The sequence below is a fragment of the Lysinibacillus sp. F12 genome (assembly GCF_057773605.1).
In genome coordinates this window covers 248173-264919 of sequence record NZ_JBYMLP010000001.1, presented here as the reverse complement: position 1 = coordinate 264919, position 16747 = coordinate 248173, and the positions used below count along the sequence as shown (strand labels likewise).

The following is a 16747-nucleotide window of genomic DNA, read 5'->3' as shown; positions in this document are numbered from 1 at the left end:
AGCGAAGGCAAATGACAAAGTTTCGACAGTTACCATTTTGGCTTCAGGTATTGCTTGCATTGCTCGTATTAATCGGCACAGCTTGTATCTCGCTGTGCTTAGGTGCAGCGAATACGAGCATTCAAGATGTCTATCAAGCAATTGTCGGACAAAGTGGTGGTAAGCATTACACGATTTTACGTGAAATTCGATTTCCTCGTATCATTGCTGCTATTTTTGTTGGCAGTGCACTCGCAGTTGCGGGAGCGATTATGCAGGGGGTTACACGCAATCCATTAGCGGATCCAGGGCTACTTGGTTTAACAGCAGGGGCAAATGCGGCCCTTGCTTTAACGATGGCATTTATCCCGAAATTCTCTTATTATACGTTAATTTTAGCCTGCTTTATTGGAGCTGGAATTGGTATGATAATCGTTTATGGGATCGGTGCTTCTACTAAGAAAGGTTTCTCACCATTGAGACTTGTTTTAGCTGGTGCAGCAGTTACTGCATTATTACAGGCGATTGCTGAAGGCACAGGCATTTTATTTCAAATTTCCAAGGATGTTTCGATGTGGACGAGTGGCGGATTCATTGGCACGACATGGCAGGCGTTATTGATTGTTCCTGTCATTGTCATAGGTCTCCTATTGTCATTTGCTTTTAGTCGACAATTAACGATTTTAAGTTTAAATGAAGAAGTTGCGGTAGGAGTTGGACAAAACACAACATTGATTAAAGGTATTATGATGTTTGCTGTCGTTATTTTAGCAGGCTCTGCCGTAGCTCTTGTTGGGAATCTAGCATTTGTTGGCTTAATGGTACCTCATATTGTTCGCGCATTTGTAGGAACGGATTATCGTTTTGTCTTACCGATGAGCGCAATTATTGGCGGCTGGTTTATGGTGACGGCTGATTTTGCAGGTCGCATGATTAATGCACCATTTGAAACGCCAGTTGTAGCGATTGTTTCGATTCTTGGTCTACCATTCTTCCTACTATTAGTAAGGAAGGGAGGACGCCAATTTGTTTAAAGAAGGTCGCAAAAAACAACGAAAATGGCTTTTTACTTGGCTTGTCGTCACGTTATTCATTTTTGTTCTAGGCATTTCTTTAGGACCAGCCTCAGTTTCGTTTGATCGCATTCTACCAACCTTGTTAGGCAACGGTAGTTTTAAAGAATCCTTCGTATTATTCTCAGTTCGCTTACCAAGAATGTTGGTATTAGCAGCGGCAGGGATGGCGTTAGCTTTAGCAGGTGCGGTCCTACAAGGGGTTACACGCAATGATTTAGCAGATCCAGGGATCATTGGTATTAATGCGGGAGCAGGTGTCGGGATTACAGTCTTTTACTTACTTGTAAATGGCGATCTCCCACATTTTGCTTATATATTGCCAGTTGTAGGGTTTTGTAGTGCTCTTTTTACTGCCCTTTGCATTTACTTTTTCTCTTATCAACGCCATAAAGGGGTGCAACCTGTTCAATTGATTTTAATTGGGGTAGGGGTAGCCTCTGCTTTATCTGGGGTTATGATGGTATTAATCTCCTCAGCAGAGCGTAGTGATGTGCAATTCATTGCCCAATGGCTTGCAGGTAGCGTTTGGGGTACGGATTGGCCATTTTTCTGGGCTTTAGTGCCCTGGCTTGTGCTTGGGATTCCGTACATTTTCTATAAATCCAATGTCTTAAATGTCTTGGCGATGACGGAGCAAACAGCCGTAGGTCTTGGGATGAATATCGGGCGCGAGCGGTTACGCTTATTAATCGTCGCTGTGGCACTAGCAGCAGCAGCAGTTTCTGTAACAGGTGGTATTGCCTTTATAGGGTTGATGGCACCTCATATTGCCAAACAGCTTGTCGGACCACGCTACCAATTCTTTTTACCATTGACTTTATGCATTGGCGCAAGTTTATTAATGCTGTCCGATACGATTGGCCGCGTTGCCATTGCTACTGCAACAGTGCCAGCGGGAATTATTGTGGCCTTTATTGGCGCACCTTACTTTTTATATTTATTACGGAAAAGTGTATAGAAAAGTGATAGCACGAGTAAATGGATGCTCGAAAGCAAAGGCTTTTGAACTACTGAAATGAAAGAAAGATTTATTTTACTAAATGTATATGGCAAGTTTTTAGGAACCTCATTTGTTGAGGTTCTTTTTTTATATAATCAAGACAGGAGGTGAATAAATGATTCTATTAGCACGTCGAATATCGGAAACACAGAAGACACTAGAAGCCATTGTTCGAAGACTCTCAAACTCTCACCAGGAGTACTCGAATTATGATGAAAACTTAAGACGTTTAAAGGCTGGACACGCAGGCGAACAGCGTGTAGATGCAGAGTGGCTTGAGATAGACCTTCCTACCCCCTATTATTTTCTCCATGATTTTCAAACGATGAATAACTTCGGTTCTACTCACCAAATGGACACCATTTTTCTATGTCCACACTTTTTACTGATTGTAGAAATCAAAAATATAACAGGCGTTCTCTCATATGATACCTCCTTTGCACAATTGACACGGATGACCTCAGAAGGCAAGGTAGAGGGAATGACTGATCCATTTCTTCAACTTGAACGACATGTAGGATGGATGAAAAAACTGTTACATCAAGAAAAATTTCAATTGCCTGTTTTGCATGCAGTCGTGCTTGCAACAAAAAATGGAATTTTATCAGAAGGTTTTCATGGACAGCCAATATTTCATGTAACCGGATTACGTACACATTTACAAAAATGGTTCGACCTGCATCAACCAGTAGAGAATGAAAACCTCTTTCGATTTGCTATGCACCTCATGTCCCTGCATAGCACAATAAAAAGAGAGGTGAAGGTACCTCTTGAGGAGATGGTAAAGGGGGTTCTATGTCCCCATTGTGCGAATGGTCAGCCAATGAACTACCATTATAAAAAATGGCATTGCCCTCGCTGTAAATGGGTCGACCAGGATGCATTGAAAAAAGCCCTCGAAGATTATCGATTATTAGTAGGTCCAAAGCTCACCAATAAAAGCTTCCGCGAATTCTTTGCCATCGATTCCCCAAACGTCGCCTACAAGCTACTACAGCAGCTCCCATTAAAAGCAGACGGAATAAAGAAACATAGACAGTATTGGATCATGGAATAGAAACGAACTACAATTCAGCCAGACTGAGTTGTAGTTTTTTTGTGGGGAGATAGTGAGGCAAAGTGAGCGGAACATCAAGAGTGACGGATAGAGTGAGGGAATCGCAAAGAGTGACGGATAGAGGGAAAGAAGTGACGGATAGAGGGAGGAAAGTGACGGATAGAAAAGGAAAAGTGACGGATAGAGAGTGAAAAGTGATGGATACGCATGAAGAAGGCGCGGGTAGAGAGGCGAAAATGAGGGAATCGCAAAGAGTGACGGATAGAGGGAGGAAAGTGACGGATAAAACGGAAAAAGTGACGGATAGAGAGTGAAAAGTGATGGATACGCATGAAGAAGGCGCGGGTGGGGAGGCGAAAATGAGGGAGTCGCAAAGAGTGACGGATAGAGTGAGGAAAGTGACGGATAGAAAAGGAAAAGTGACGGATAGAGAGCGAAAAGTGATGGATGCGCATGAAGAAGGCGCGGGTGGAGAGGCGAAAATGAGGGAATCGCAAAGAGTGACGGATAGAGAGAGGAAAGTGACGGATAGAACGGAAAAAGTGACGGATAGAGAGTGAAAAGTGATGGATACGCATGAAGAAGGCGCGGGTGGGGAGGCGAAAATGAGGGAGTCGCAAAGAGTGACGGATAGAGAGAGGAAAGTGACGGATAGAAAAGGAAAAGTGACGGATAGAGAGTGAAAAGTGATGGATACGCATGAAGAAGGCGCGGGTGGAGAGGCGAAAATAAGGGAATCGCAAAGAGTGACGGATAGAGGGAGGAAAGTGACGGATAGAACGGAAAAAGTGACGGATAGAGAGTGAAAAGTGATGGATACGCATGAGGAAGGCGCGGGTGGAGAGGCGAAAATAAGGGAATCGCAAGAAGTGACGGATACTCCTGCTCGCTTTCTACTCCTTGTCCACCTTTCTCTTCTCCATTACAGCCGACTAATAAAATTGACATAAATACCATGCCTGAAATTATACCCTTTTTCATTATTTCTCCTTCTCCTTCCAAAGAAATTCACCACTTAATCAAGTGCTATATAAAAATAACAAATGCACCCAAATTACCCTTATTTTATAGATGTGATATCCCGACTAGACAAATAGAGATTTTAGGTTTATAGTTAGCTAGGCTAACTAATATAAAAGGAAGAAGTGATCTCGTGACAATTGAGCAGGAGTTTTTTAATCAGTATCGTTTAATGTATAGGCCTTTTATTAATAAGCTAAATGTGCAACTTGAACCGTATCAGTTATATAGCTCACAGTGGGCAGTTCTTCGTTTATTAAAGGATAAGGGTCCGCATTCCTTTGTTGATATCGCGAATTTTATGTCTATTGAGAAGCCGAGTGTGACGAAGCTTGTACATAAGCTTGTGGAGCTAGGCTATGTGGAAACGATGGTGGGTAAGGATAAGCGAGAAAAGCTTGTGTATTTATCGTCGTATGGGGAGGAGCTTGTGCAGGAGATTAAAGCTCACTTGAAGCCATTTTTTGAGCATGCACTGGCAGGTGTACCTCAGCGAGATATTGAAATTGCGACACAGGTTTTTGAAAGAATTTGTATGAATATTAATCAATAGGAGAGCGAGTAACGTGGAAGTAACAGCAAGAAAGAAACTATGGACAAAGGACTTTTTAATTGTCTCTCTCATAAATTTTACCATTACGTTAATCTTTTATTTATTAATGGTTACGATTGCTGCTTATGCAGTGGAACATTTTAATGCGTCTACAAGTACAGCCGGTCTTGTATCGAGTATTTTTATTATTGGAACATTATTAGGGCGTCTTGGAACGGGCCGTATTATTGGGGATTGGGGAAGCAAGAAAACATTATTCTGCGGATTACTTTTATTTATGTTGTCAACGATGTCCTATTTTATAGCAGGAAATTTACCGTTACTTATGCTGAATCGTTTAATACAAGGGATTGCCCTTGGAGTAGCGAGTACAGCGACGGGGACGATTATTGCACAGATTTTACCACCTGAGCGACGCGGGGAAGGGATTGGTTATTATAGCTTAAGTGCGATTTTGGCTACAGCTATTGGACCTTTTGTCGGTATTTTATTAACACAGCTATTTGAGGATTATCGCATGATTTTTGCTGTTGATTCCGTTTTAGCTATTATCTGCTTTTTCATGTATTTTATCGTAACAGTCCCAGATGCGCCGAAGAAGACAGTGGATGCAGCTGTGAAGGCTGGCTTTAAGATGACGAATTTCATTGAATTGCGTGCTGTACCGATTGCCTTTGTTGCACTGGTAATTGGTTTTGCGTATTCGGGTGTTATGTCCTTTATGACGTTTTATGCGAAGGAGCTTGATTTAGTATCAGCAGGCAGTTACTTTTTCATCATCTATGCTATTGTCATTTTAGCTACACGCCCATTTACTGGGAAATTACTAGATACACGAGGTGCTAATATTATTATTTATCCATGTTTGGTGATTTTTGCTATTGGTATGTATGCATTTAGTTCAGCGTCAACAACCATTGCTTTTTTAATTGCTGCAGCATGTATAGGTATTGGCTATGGTAACTTCAACTCTGTTGCACAGGCTGTTGCTATTAAGGTAACGCCGAATGAACGTTTAGGACTTGCGACATCTACTTACTTTATTTTTTATGATTTAGGATTGGGTGTCGGGCCTTATTTCTTAGGATTATTTGTGCCTTCAGCGGGCTACAGTGCCATATTCTTTGCGATGGTCTTTGTCATTTTATTATCCATTGTGCTTTATTATTTCTTACATGGTAAATATGAAAAAATGAAACAAGTAAAAATTTTGTAGATTAGAATCATTATATTGTGGAAAAAACGTCTTTTTTCTAGTTGTTTATAAAAAACAACTTAAAAATGACGTTTTTTTCTTTTTAAAAAAAATTATCTTGCATTAGAGGATGATAATCATTATCATCACAATATAAAACAAAATCGGGAGTAGGTACGAAGTATGAAAAACAAATCATTATTGTCTGTATTAGTAGCAGGAGGCATTCTAATGGCAGGCTGTGGTAATACAGAAGATACAAAAAAAGAAGATAAGCCAGAAACAGAGCAATCAGATAAAGCTGCACAAGAGGTTGATTTATCTTCTGAACTAGCAGCCTATCAACAATTTGCATTAGAGCAAATGGATCAATTTTTACTAGAAACAGAGAAATTTGTCAATCTTGTTAAGGCTGGAGATATTGAAGGAGCAAAAGCTGCGTATGCACCAGCACGTATGTATTTTGAGCGTTCTGAACCCATTGCAGAAAGCTTTGGCGACCTAGATCCACGTATTGATGGTCGTTTAGCTGATATACAGGAAGAAGGAAAAGGTGAAGAAGAATGGTCAGGCTATCATAAGCTTGAGTATGCGCTTTGGGAAGAAAATACAACAAAGGGCTATGAGGTAGTGGCTGATCAGCTTCTGGCAGATGCGAAGGAATTACATGCCCTCGTACAAACAGTTGAAGTGACTCCTGATTTAATGATAACGGGTGCAGTTGATTTATTAAATGAAGTGTCAACATCTAAAATTACAGGTGAGGAAGAAATTTACTCCCATACAGACCTGTATGATTTTAAAGCGAACATTGAAGGTGCTGAAAAAATCTTTGAAATTTTACGTTCAAAATTAGAAGCGAAAGATTCAAAATTAGTCACAGCGCTTGATGAAAAATTCAAAGCGGTGGACGATTTATTAGCACAGCATGCCACTGCCGATGGTGGTTATATTTCCTACGAGGAATTAACAGAGGACAACACAAAAGCGCTTGCGGCAGCGGTGAATCAGCTTGGAGAACCATTAAGTCAAATGGGAATCATTTTGGAGTGAACATAAATGACAGCATCAAATGAAGAAAAATGGATGAATAAAAAAATCTCTAGACGTGATATGTTGAAACTGACAGGCATTGGGGTGGCAGGTGTTGCCATTGGTGCCTCTGGTTTAGGTGGTGTAATGAAAGCAATGGGCTATGATGTTTTTGAGCCTGTGGCTGACAGTACTACGGCAAGCAATAAGGTCAATTTCTACGGCACCCATCAGTCAGGTATTGTAACACCTGTACAAACGAATATTTATTTTGCTTCTTTAAATGTGTTAGTGACATCGAAGAAGGAACTGCAAGAGTTATTCCAGCAATGGACACCTCTTGTTGTGCGTTTAATGAATGGTGAATTAATGGCTGATATTTCATCGAATACGAGAGTACCGACTGGTGATACCGGTGAGGCAGAGGGCTTAGATGCTGCCAATTTATCAATTACTATTGGTGTGGGTGCTTCCTTATTCGATAAGCTTGGTATGCAGCATTTAAAGCCAGCGGAGTTAAAGGATTTACCACATTTCCCAAAAGATCAGCTACAGAAAGAATATACAGGTGGTGATTTGTGTATTCAGGCCTGTGCAGATGATCCACAGGTGGCATTCCATGCGGTCCGTAATTTAGTGCGTGCAGCATCTGGGAAAGTGGAGATTAAATGGTCACAGTCAGGCTTTAACTCGTTCCCAGCAGGTGGTGGGACCCCCCGAAATCTTTTTGCATTCAAGGACGGCACAGTGAATCCATCCATTACAGATGAAAAGGATTTAAAAAAAGTTGTTTGGGTGGATAAAGGTTGGCTAAAAGGCGGCTCTTATTTAGTTGCACGTAAAGTTCAAATGCATCTTGAAACATGGGATCGTACATCTTTAAAAGATCAAGAAGCTACATTTGGTCGTTACCGTGATAGTGGGGCACCGATGGGTAAAACTAAGGAATTTGATGATTTTGATGTAGAGGCGAAGGATGATAAAGGGAATTATATTATGCCTGATACATCACATGTTCATTTGGCCCGTAAAGCAGGAGCTCGTATTTTGCGGAGATCGTATTCCTATGCATCTGGTGTGATGTCGAATACAGGCACTCATGATGCAGGGCTTATCTTTATTTCATTTCAAAAGGACCCTGCCCAATTTACAACGATTCAAAATAGCTTGGGACGTATGGATAAAATGAATGAGTATATTACCCATCGAGGCAGTGCAGTGTTTGCTTGCTTCCCTGGTGTACAAAAGGGGAGTTATTTAGGTGAAGCACTTTTTAACGCGCTGTAGTATCGTTATTGCTTTATTTCTGACTTTAGCTTTACCTGTGCAAGCTGCGCAATCCTATAGTCATTTATATATTGCAATTAGTGATGCATTAATGAATACAAAGCAGGATAAAGAGACAGAGGCTAAACAGGCTCTTGAACAGTTTGCCACAGATTGGGCTAAGGTTTCTTCAGAACAAAAAGAGGCGAAAGCTAAGGTTGATGACATCCTTGCCCAAGCAACAGAGGCCACATCAAAGGATGACCGATTAGAGGCGCTGTCTGCCCTGTCGAATGCTTTACGAGCCCTAGAAAAACTGGAAAATCCAGTAGATGAGGCTGCACAGCGAGCGGAGTTTGGGCAAAAGATGAAGCCGATTTTGGCAGACTTTGAAAAAGCTTTAGCTAGTGAGGATGCTCAGGCAATTGACGAAGCTTATAAGGATTTTAATCTCAAGTGGAACAAAAGTGAGCGCCCCGTACGTGAGCAAAGTATTGCCATGTATGGACAAATCGAAACACAGATGGCATTTCTACGAATCTCTATTTCTGCTGAAGAGCCTGATATCGCGTTAATGAAAACTCAATTTGCAGATTTACAACAAACGATTACAGATTTTGTAGCGGGTAAAGAAACAGCAGAAGCGGTAGAAGGTGACTATTCATTAGCTACATTAATTGCTTATATTGATGAGGCGATGGACTTTGTAGATGACGGTGATTATAAGGCAGCCTCTAATAAGGTTCGAGAATTTATCATGATTTGGCCACGTGTTGAAATAGAAATCTCAACTCGTAATGGTAGTCTTTATACTAAAATTGAAAGTGATATGCCTATTATCGCAAGTGATTTATTAAAATCCTCTGTCGATCAAGAAGCAATTACAAAAAAATTAAATACATTCCGTACAGAAATCGAATTGATTCAAGGAGATTCGGATTATACGCTTTGGGATGCAGCGTTAATTTTATTACGAGAAGGGCTAGAGGCTTTACTCATTATATTAGCTCTTGTATCGTTTCTTAATAAGTCAGGGCAAAAGAAAATGCGGAAATGGATTTATATTGGAGCATTTGTGGGTGTTTTGTTATCAGCCGTTGCCGCAGTTCTTATGTCAACAATTTTAAACTCGGCTACAATTGATACGAATCGTGAATTAATGGAAGGCTATGTAGGCTTACTGGCCGCTGCGATGATGATTGGTGTAGGTATATGGCTGCATAGTAAATCAAGTGTGGTCAGTTGGAATCGCTATATTTCGAAGCAAATGGGCAATGCTATTTCCAGTGGCTCTATTTTTGCCATGGCAGCGATTAGCTTCTTATCTGTTTTCCGAGAAGGGGCAGAAACGCTTGTTTTTTACGCGGGTATTGCACCGAAAATGGCGACTTCTCAGTTTATCCTTGGGATTGTAGTTGCACTCATTATCCTTGCCTTGCTTGCCATTGTGTTGTTTAAGGCAAGTGGGAAAATTCCTATTCATAAATTCTTTGCCGTAGCAACATGGCTCATTTATGTATTAGCCTTTAAGATTATCGGTGTCAGTCTGCATACATTACAGCTGACTAATAAGATTTCTACAACAATTGTCGATGGCTTACCTGTCATAAGCATGATAGGTTTCTATCCAACCGTGGAAACAATGATTGGCCAAGCCATATTATTAATTTTAATCGTGGCAACCATCATTTATAAAAAGAAGCAAGCCTGAACGTCTTTCACAAACGCTTATGGCCTTAAGGGATGTCTCGATGGAGGCATCCTTTTTTACTGCCAGTGTGCTGGACGTTTAATATAAGAAGGTAGTTTGGTAGTGTTATCACCCTGTGCGGCGTTGATTTGCATTTGTGTTAAAAATAAACTTGTCGATAGATCAGCACCACGTAAATTGGTATCACGCAGATCGGCCCCAATGAAATCTACCCCTTGTAAATTGGCTCCTTGTAAATTGGCAGCAATTAAATAGCCACCTCTTAAATCAGTAGCTCGCAAATCTTTACCCTGAAAATTTTTACCTATCCAATCAACGCCGCGCTGATTCAATTTGAGAGAAGCTTTCCCCTTTACAAGATGTTGTCGCATTTGTTCGCTAGTTTTTAAAAGAAGAGCATTTACTGGCATACGAATAGCCATCATGTCCAGTGCCAATAAACCATTAGCGTCAAGTTCCGCTGCCTGCTGTAGCTGTTCTAATTGAACGAGGAGCTGTTCATGGAGCATACTGTCAATTTGATAGGATAGAGCTTCCGCTACATAAGCAATCATTTCATATAGCTGCTCCATAATTGGAAACACTTGAAACATTTTGTCAGCAAGTTCTCGTGATTGGCGCCAATCTTGCCCTTTAAATGTCACTTGGGAAACGTGCTGACCGGCACCTAAGCAATCAAATACAGTACAGCCTTTATAGCCGCTCATCCTTAGCTTGCTATGAATTTGACAGCTATAGTCCTCTGTTAAATTGGAGCATGGCTTGCCTGCTGGTTTATGCATGGCAAAATCACTGGAAGCGACTATATTTAATGCTGTACAACATAATCCAAAGCAGCTTGGGCAATCTGCCTGTAAGCTTTCTCGAATTGTCATGCCAAACGATGTGTCTCTAATTGTTCGATTAGACATCCTTTTTTTCCCTCTCTTCCCTCATGAACTTTGCTATTATTTTAGCACGGGCATATTAGGTTATGAAATATGCAGATAACCATATTTTGAAAGACAGGTGTGATTATGTTATTCTTCTTCACAAGACGTTGTATAGAAAATTTAGAAAAGTAGTGGTGGTTGAACATGGGGTAACGGTGAAAGATTTATTGCAATTGCCTTCCTTTCGCGGGGCAGAGGTTTTAACAGGTCGAGATAATCTGCATCGCACGGTCTCTTCTTTATCTGTTTTAGAAGTATCGAATGTTGATTTTTATTCGAAAATTATTAATCGTGTGCAAGAGGAATGGTATGCAGAAGAGCTGGTGATTAGCTCCTTTTATTCCATTCGAGATAGTGTGGAACAGCAATGTGAGACAATTCAGCATTTACACGATTTAGGAGAGCTGGGCCTTATCTTATATTATGTGGGTATTGTGTTGCCACATATACCAGAGGAAGTGCTTGCCTTAGCCGAATCTCAAGGGTTTATAATTATCTGTATGCCCAAAAATGATTATTCTCTCCGTTATAATGAAGTTATTTATGAAGTTATGGAAGCGATTGTTAGTAATCAGGGTGTTAATGACCATTTCGTTAAAGAAACCTTAGAGAAGGTATCCTTATTGCCTGAGCATTTAAGAAGTGTGGAAATTACATTGAAAATGCTATCAGATCGCTTGAAAGCCAATATTCTGCTAACCAATAGTCATTTGGATATTATCAATCAAGTCATGTGGCCAAGAAATTCATCATTAGATGTGGTCTACGCTATCCATGAATGCTCACAATCACAAGTTTTTCGTGAAACAGGTAAATTTGAGTTAAAACAAAGTGACATCTCATGTGTGATTGACTATAAAAGAGTGCATCAAAAAAATGGGGAGCCTCTCTTTTTATTCCTTATAAAGGAAAATACCGATTTACCTGCCAAGACAATTGAAAAGGTGAGTGAGGTTGTCCAAGTCGCCATTAATTTATGGGGAGACAAGCATGATGAGGTCAGCGAATATGCCCTGGTCAAAGCAATCATCAATGATGAAAGTGAAAAAATGAGAAGATTAGCCAATCTCCTGCATATTGATGTTTCTGCTATTCAAATGATGTGGTTAGTATATATGCATGATTTAGCGGATGAAAAAAAGGTTCGAGATGAGCTAGAAGAGCAGTTGTCTAAATATTATCAAACAAGAGTCATTCAATGTATTGACCACTGTATGATTGTGCTACTCGGAAATTGCTTGTACAAGCACCATGAGTTTGAAATTACTGTCGAATTTAATGAAACTACCAATTATGCTGGACAAATCGTAGAAATCGTCTATGCACCCAAAATGAAAAACACGAAGGCCGTTCGTCAGATGTATCAGTTAGTCAATCAGGTAGGGGATAAAGCCCACACGATATACCCCATGCGAAAATTATTTACGGCAGCTGAGGTTCGTTCCATGAAACGAGCTATTGCTGTAAGTAAGCAAGGGGAAGAAATGATTGAGGAATATTTATCGGTCATTGAACCCATCTTACATGATCATGATACATTACAGACATTGATTACCTTTTTATTAGATGCAAATGCAAGTATGGAGCGCTGTGCGGAACTACTTTATATTCATAAAAATACGGTGAAATATCGTATCAAAAAAATTAGCGAGCTGATTGGCACAGATGTAACTATTTACGCCGAATTTTATGATGTGTATATGGCTTGCATGCTCTATCGATTAATTAATGATTAAAATAATCTGAAATTTTGTTATTTTGAACAAAATTTCAGATTATTTTTTTTATTTAGGCAAAAGACTCCCTTCTATGCTTTCTTTATAATTAAAAACATTCATCCATCAACTAAGTATAAGGAGGGAGTCGCTTGAGAAATGACAACAATGTTCAATCATGGTATAGCTTAGGGATTATTTGGGGTGGTGCCATGATATGTATTCCTAGTTTATTGGTAGGAAATACACTCATTACAAGTATGAGCTTATCGAAGGCACTGGCTGTAGCATTTGTAGGCTACGCAATCGTCGTCTTCATTATGGTATTACAAGGAATGCAAAGTAGTGATTTAGGTAGGCCGACTGTCCATGTCGCTGGGCAAGTGTTTGGGAAAAAAGGCTCTCGTACGATTTTATCTATTATCCTAGCAATTGCTTGCTTAGGGTGGTTTGGTATTCAGGCTAATGTTTGTGGGGTTGCCTTAGCGAATTTGCTAGCCATCTATCACTTGAATATATCGGTTCCTCTAGCATCGTTCATAAGTGGTATGGTCATGGTGGTCTCTGCTATATATGGCATGAAGGTATTACGTATATTAAGCTATATTGCTGTCCCATTATTAGTCATTATTTGTGTATATGGTTTAGTCCAAACATTAACAGGGGAGCAGCTTGAGTTCATTCGTGCTTATGAGCCACAAGGAAATATGAGTTTTATGGATGGTTTAGCAGTGACCATTGGTTCATTCGCATTAGGGGCAGTCATAGCGGGTGATTATTCGCAATATTCCAAAAAACGTTCGGATGTTTTCAAGGCCGCTACGTTAGGAATTATTCCTGCTGGAGTGTTAATGATTGGCGTAGGAGCTATTTTAACAATTGCTTATCAAACAAGTGACATTACCGCAGTCTTTTTGCATATTGCTACACCATTTATCGGCGGGGTTGGCTTAATTTTAGCCACTTGGAAAACCAATTTGGTCAATGCAATTTCAGGCGGTATTGCCTTAATTAATGTATTTGACGTAGCAAAAAACAAAGAGAGAATGGCGATTTTTGTTGCTGGGACAATCGGTACGATTTTAGCAGTCGTAGGGATTTTAAATTACTTCACACCGATTATGTCCATTCTATCCGCGATGATTCCACCTGTTGCAGGTGTCATGATTGCTTCTTATTGGGTTATCCATAAAGGACATAAAGATAGCTGGGCTGAGGTAGAAGGCGTTAATCGCTTAGGGGTGTTTTCTTGGCTAGTAGGGGCAGTGATTGCCTGTATGCCCGTTGTATTCTCTTTCGTTCCTGGATTGCCGACATTACCTAATCAACCGATGATCGGCATTATTATTTCATTTCTTATTTATTATATTGGGTATCGTGTATCCGTACAAAAAACTGCCATATTGGAGGAACATAGATGAGATATTTAGATCAAGCGGCTATTGAACATATAGCTATAGGTGCAGCATTTTTAGGAACAGGTGGTGGCGGAGATCCGTATATTGGGAAATTAATGGCGCTTTCTGCCATTGAAAAAAATGGTCCTGTTAGGCTGTATTCCGTGGAGGAAATTGAAGATGAGGATTTTTTCATTCCCGCAGCTATGATGGGAGCACCATCAGTTTTAGTCGAGAAATTTCCTCGTGGTGATGAGTTTGTAAAAGTTTTCCAAAAGCTTGCGCAGTATTTAGGGAAAGATAAAATTGCCGGTACATACCCGATGGAAGCGGGTGGGGTCAATTCAATGATTCCAATTGTGGTGGCTGCACAGCTAGGTTTACCTTTGATTGATTGCGATGGTATGGGGCGGGCATTCCCAGAGCTGCAAATGGTGACGTTTAACTTAGATGGTATTTCCGCAACGCCTATGGCCATCACAGATGAAAAAGGCAATATCGGCATTTTTGAAACGATTGATAATAAATGGACAGAGCGTATCGCCCGCGCCGCTACTGTTGAAATGGGCGCTAGCTCTTTGGTGAGCCTGTATCCAACAACTGGTGCTCAACTAAAGAAAAGTGGTGTGCATCATATTGTGACACTTTCTGAAAAAATCGGTGAAATTATTGCCTCTAAAGATCAAGAGGTGAACGATAAGCTTGCAAGCCTTTTAAAGCTCATTGCAGGGTACGAGCTATTTCAAGGGAAAATTGTCGATGTAATTCGCGAAACGAAGGGTGGCTTTAACTTAGGGAAAATGCTTCTAGAAGGAATTGATGGCTATAAAGAGGGTCAGATGAAGGTTCATTTCCAAAATGAAAATTTACTGGCAGAAAAGAACGATCAAGTTGTTGCGATGACACCAGATCTGATTTGTTTAGTCGATTTTGAAACCTTGTTGCCTGTGACGACAGAAAGTTTAAAATATGGCAAACGTGTGCGCGTAATTGGTTTACCATCACATGAAAAATGGCGCACAGCAAAAGGGATAGAAACTGCAGGACCAAAATACTTTGGCTATAATTATGATTTCGTGCCAATTGAAGAATTGGTGAAAAAGGGGGTAGCTGAACATGTATAAAATTGGAATTGACGTAGGTGGAACCAATACAGATGCTATTCTTTTAGATTATAATAGTCAGCTAATTTATAGTGTGAAGTCACCGACAAGTTTAGATATTAAATCAGGTATTGAACAATCATTGCAGCAATTATTACAAGGTGCAAACATTGATAAAACGAAAATTACACATGCCATGCTAGGGACAACACAATGTACCAATGCCATTGTTGAGCGTAAAAAGCTAGCAAGGGTTGGTGTTATTCGACTAGGTTATCCAGCTACAGCCTCGGTGCTACCTTATACAGCTTGGCCTTCCGATATGATTGATAAATTATCAGGGAATTATGCAATCGCACATGGAGGCTATGAATACGATGGCCAGCTATTGAGTGCGCTTAATCACGCAGAGATTACAAAGCTCTTAGAAGAGTGGCGTGACCAGGTAGAATCAATTGCCATTGTAGGTGTCTTTTCATCTATTAAAAATGATCAAGAATTGCAGGTTCGTGACTGGATTCGAGCGATCTATGGGGAAGATTTCCCGGTTTCTTGCTCATCACTAATTGGCTCTGTAGGCTTAATTGAACGTGAAAATGCAACGATTTTAAATGCCGCTTTATGCAAGGTCATTGAGACGACAACACAGGGCTTTATTCAGGCACTTCAAGCGGAGGGTATTTTCAATGTAGACGTGTACCTATGTCAGAATGACGGAACATTAATGTCCATCGACTATGCAAAGCAATTCCCAATCTTGACGATTGCTTGTGGGCCTACTAATAGTATAAGAGGGGCTTCGTATTTATCACAAATTCAAAATACAATGGTATTAGATGTAGGTGGTACGACTTCGGATATTGGCGTGTTACAAGATGGATTCCCCCGAGAATCTTCAGTCGCAGTGGAGGTAGGGGACATCCGCACCAACTTTAGAATGCCTGACATTATTTCAGTCGGGCTAGGTGGTGGTAGTATCGTTCGAGTGAAGGAAAATAAAATTACCGTTGGCCCCGATAGTGTCGGTTATAAAATTAGTGAAGAGGCATTAGTATTTGGTGGGTCAACTATGACAACCACAGATATTGCCGTCCGTTTAGGTCTTGCAGAAGTAGGAGATCGAAATTTAGTGGCACATATTGATGAAGCATTCGCTAAAGCCGTTCAAGAAGAAATTTCTTCATTACTAGAACAAGCCATTGATAAAATGAAAACATCATCAGAGGATGTATCGCTTGTTTTAGTGGGCGGTGGTAGTATTATTGTGCCAAAAAAAATTCAAGGTGTTTCTACTATTGTTAAATCAGAGTTTGGCGGTGTGGCAAATGCGATTGGAGCATCCATTGCACAAATTAGTGGGCAATACGAGCAAATTTATATTTATTCTAAAGAACCTCGGGAGGAATCTTTAGAGGATGCACAAAATAAAGCAGTAAAACAAGCTGTATTAGCAGGTGCCCTTGCGGAAACAATCGAATTGGTTGAAGTGGAAGAAACACCATTAGCGTATCATCCAGAAAACGCAACAAGATTAAAAGTAAAAGTAGTAGGCAAAATGGTGTAGCGATGAAAAGAAGAGTCGTAAAAAGGGCTCTTCTCAGACTGTAGACAAAAGTCATCGAGAAATGTATTCTCGATGGCTTTTGTCATTTTTCTTTCTCTTTCATTTTCAATATTTGGTAAATCATTGCTGTATCCAACATACTCTTCG

General features: G+C 40.3%; 16 protein-coding genes. 15 read left to right on the top strand and 1 reads right to left on the bottom strand.

Annotated features, from left to right (window positions below; translation table 11 throughout):
• Positions 1–11: 11 nt before the first annotated feature.
• The 11 genes from AC3CH7_RS01535 to AC3CH7_RS01485 all read left to right on the top strand — a co-directional run bounded on the left by AC3CH7_RS01535 (position 12) and on the right by AC3CH7_RS01485 (position 9889).
• Positions 12–1013, top strand: coding sequence for a FecCD family ABC transporter permease (locus tag AC3CH7_RS01535; RefSeq protein WP_036166447.1), 1002 nt, complete (start codon positions 12–14; stop codon positions 1011–1013).
• On the top strand, positions 1006–2013 hold the full coding sequence (locus AC3CH7_RS01530) for a FecCD family ABC transporter permease (protein ID WP_031419657.1): 1008 nt from the start codon (positions 1006–1008) through the stop codon (positions 2011–2013). Before AC3CH7_RS01535 ends, AC3CH7_RS01530 begins: the two co-directional genes overlap by 8 nt.
• Before the next feature lie 157 nt (positions 2014–2170).
• Positions 2171–3112 carry a nuclease-related domain-containing protein gene (locus AC3CH7_RS01525; protein WP_012293976.1) on the top strand — a complete coding sequence of 314 codons (942 nt, stop codon included), beginning with the start codon at positions 2171–2173 and terminating at the stop codon, positions 3110–3112.
• Between the two features lie 62 nt (positions 3113–3174).
• A complete protein-coding gene (locus AC3CH7_RS01520) occupies positions 3175–3303 on the top strand; it encodes a hypothetical protein (protein ID WP_258858685.1) in 129 nt (42 codons plus the stop codon).
• 129 nt (positions 3304–3432) lie between these two features.
• Complete coding sequence (locus AC3CH7_RS01515; RefSeq protein ID WP_488381528.1) at positions 3433–3672, top strand: hypothetical protein; 240 nt, start codon at positions 3433–3435, stop codon at positions 3670–3672.
• A 252-nt stretch (positions 3673–3924) separates the two neighbouring features.
• Positions 3925–4062, top strand: coding sequence for a hypothetical protein (locus tag AC3CH7_RS01510; RefSeq protein ID WP_206701629.1), 138 nt, complete (start codon positions 3925–3927; stop codon positions 4060–4062).
• Positions 4063–4265: 203 nt separating this feature from the next.
• A complete protein-coding gene (locus tag AC3CH7_RS01505; protein ID WP_036166436.1) occupies positions 4266–4685 on the top strand; it encodes a MarR family winged helix-turn-helix transcriptional regulator in 420 nt (139 codons plus the stop codon).
• A 13-nt stretch (positions 4686–4698) separates the two neighbouring features.
• A complete protein-coding gene (locus tag AC3CH7_RS01500) occupies positions 4699–5901 on the top strand; it encodes an MFS transporter (RefSeq protein WP_012293978.1) in 1203 nt (400 codons plus the stop codon).
• 162 nt (positions 5902–6063) lie between these two features.
• On the top strand, positions 6064–6933 hold the full coding sequence (gene efeO, locus AC3CH7_RS01495) for an iron uptake system protein EfeO (RefSeq protein ID WP_012293979.1): 870 nt from the start codon (positions 6064–6066) through the stop codon (positions 6931–6933).
• Between the two features lie 6 nt (positions 6934–6939).
• Positions 6940–8199, top strand: a complete 1260-nt coding sequence (efeB, locus tag AC3CH7_RS01490; protein WP_031419662.1) for an iron uptake transporter deferrochelatase/peroxidase subunit — start codon at positions 6940–6942, stop codon at positions 8197–8199.
• A complete protein-coding gene (locus tag AC3CH7_RS01485) occupies positions 8174–9889 on the top strand; it encodes an FTR1 family iron permease (RefSeq protein ID WP_012293981.1) in 1716 nt (571 codons plus the stop codon). The genes efeB and AC3CH7_RS01485 overlap by 26 nt, the downstream gene beginning before the upstream one ends.
• A 56-nt stretch (positions 9890–9945) precedes the next feature.
• Here AC3CH7_RS01485 and AC3CH7_RS01480 read toward each other — a convergent pair whose 3' ends face one another.
• Positions 9946–10800, bottom strand: a complete 855-nt coding sequence (locus AC3CH7_RS01480; RefSeq protein WP_031419663.1) for a pentapeptide repeat-containing protein — start codon at positions 10798–10800, stop codon at positions 9946–9948.
• Positions 10801–10976: 176 nt separating this feature from the next.
• On the opposite strand from AC3CH7_RS01480, the gene AC3CH7_RS01475 reads away from it, so the two are divergent.
• From AC3CH7_RS01475 to AC3CH7_RS01460, 4 genes are all read left to right on the top strand, one after another.
• On the top strand, positions 10977–12557 hold the full coding sequence (locus tag AC3CH7_RS01475; RefSeq protein ID WP_230584374.1) for a PucR family transcriptional regulator: 1581 nt from the start codon (positions 10977–10979) through the stop codon (positions 12555–12557).
• Positions 12558–12688: 131 nt separating this feature from the next.
• Complete coding sequence (locus tag AC3CH7_RS01470) at positions 12689–13957, top strand: cytosine permease (protein ID WP_036215616.1); 1269 nt, start codon at positions 12689–12691, stop codon at positions 13955–13957.
• Positions 13954–15057: an S-methyl thiohydantoin desulfurase family protein gene (locus tag AC3CH7_RS01465; RefSeq protein ID WP_012293985.1), complete on the top strand. Its 1104-nt coding sequence runs from the start codon at positions 13954–13956 to the stop codon at positions 15055–15057. The genes AC3CH7_RS01470 and AC3CH7_RS01465 overlap by 4 nt, the downstream gene beginning before the upstream one ends.
• Positions 15050–16600 (top strand): hydantoinase/oxoprolinase N-terminal domain-containing protein, encoded by a 1551-nt coding sequence (locus tag AC3CH7_RS01460; RefSeq protein WP_488381527.1) that lies wholly within the window; start codon positions 15050–15052, stop codon positions 16598–16600. The genes AC3CH7_RS01465 and AC3CH7_RS01460 overlap by 8 nt, the downstream gene beginning before the upstream one ends.
• The last annotated feature ends 147 nt before the right edge of the window (positions 16601–16747 follow it).

Coding starts and splice junctions, on each gene's coding strand:
- AC3CH7_RS01535 (WP_036166447.1), top strand. CDS start 12: ATGACAAAGTTTCGACAGTTACCATTTTGGCTTCAGGTATTGCTTGCA.
- AC3CH7_RS01525 (WP_012293976.1), top strand. CDS start 2,171: ATGATTCTATTAGCACGTCGAATATCGGAAACACAGAAGACACTAGAA.
- AC3CH7_RS01515 (WP_488381528.1), top strand. CDS start 3,433: ATGGATACGCATGAAGAAGGCGCGGGTGGGGAGGCGAAAATGAGGGAG.
- AC3CH7_RS01510 (WP_206701629.1), top strand. CDS start 3,925: ATGGATACGCATGAGGAAGGCGCGGGTGGAGAGGCGAAAATAAGGGAA.
- efeO (WP_012293979.1), top strand. CDS start 6,064: ATGAAAAACAAATCATTATTGTCTGTATTAGTAGCAGGAGGCATTCTA.
- efeB (WP_031419662.1), top strand. CDS start 6,940: ATGACAGCATCAAATGAAGAAAAATGGATGAATAAAAAAATCTCTAGA.
- AC3CH7_RS01480 (WP_031419663.1), bottom strand. CDS start 10,800: ATGTCTAATCGAACAATTAGAGACACATCGTTTGGCATGACAATTCGA.
- AC3CH7_RS01465 (WP_012293985.1), top strand. CDS start 13,954: ATGAGATATTTAGATCAAGCGGCTATTGAACATATAGCTATAGGTGCA.
- AC3CH7_RS01460 (WP_488381527.1), top strand. CDS start 15,050: ATGTATAAAATTGGAATTGACGTAGGTGGAACCAATACAGATGCTATT.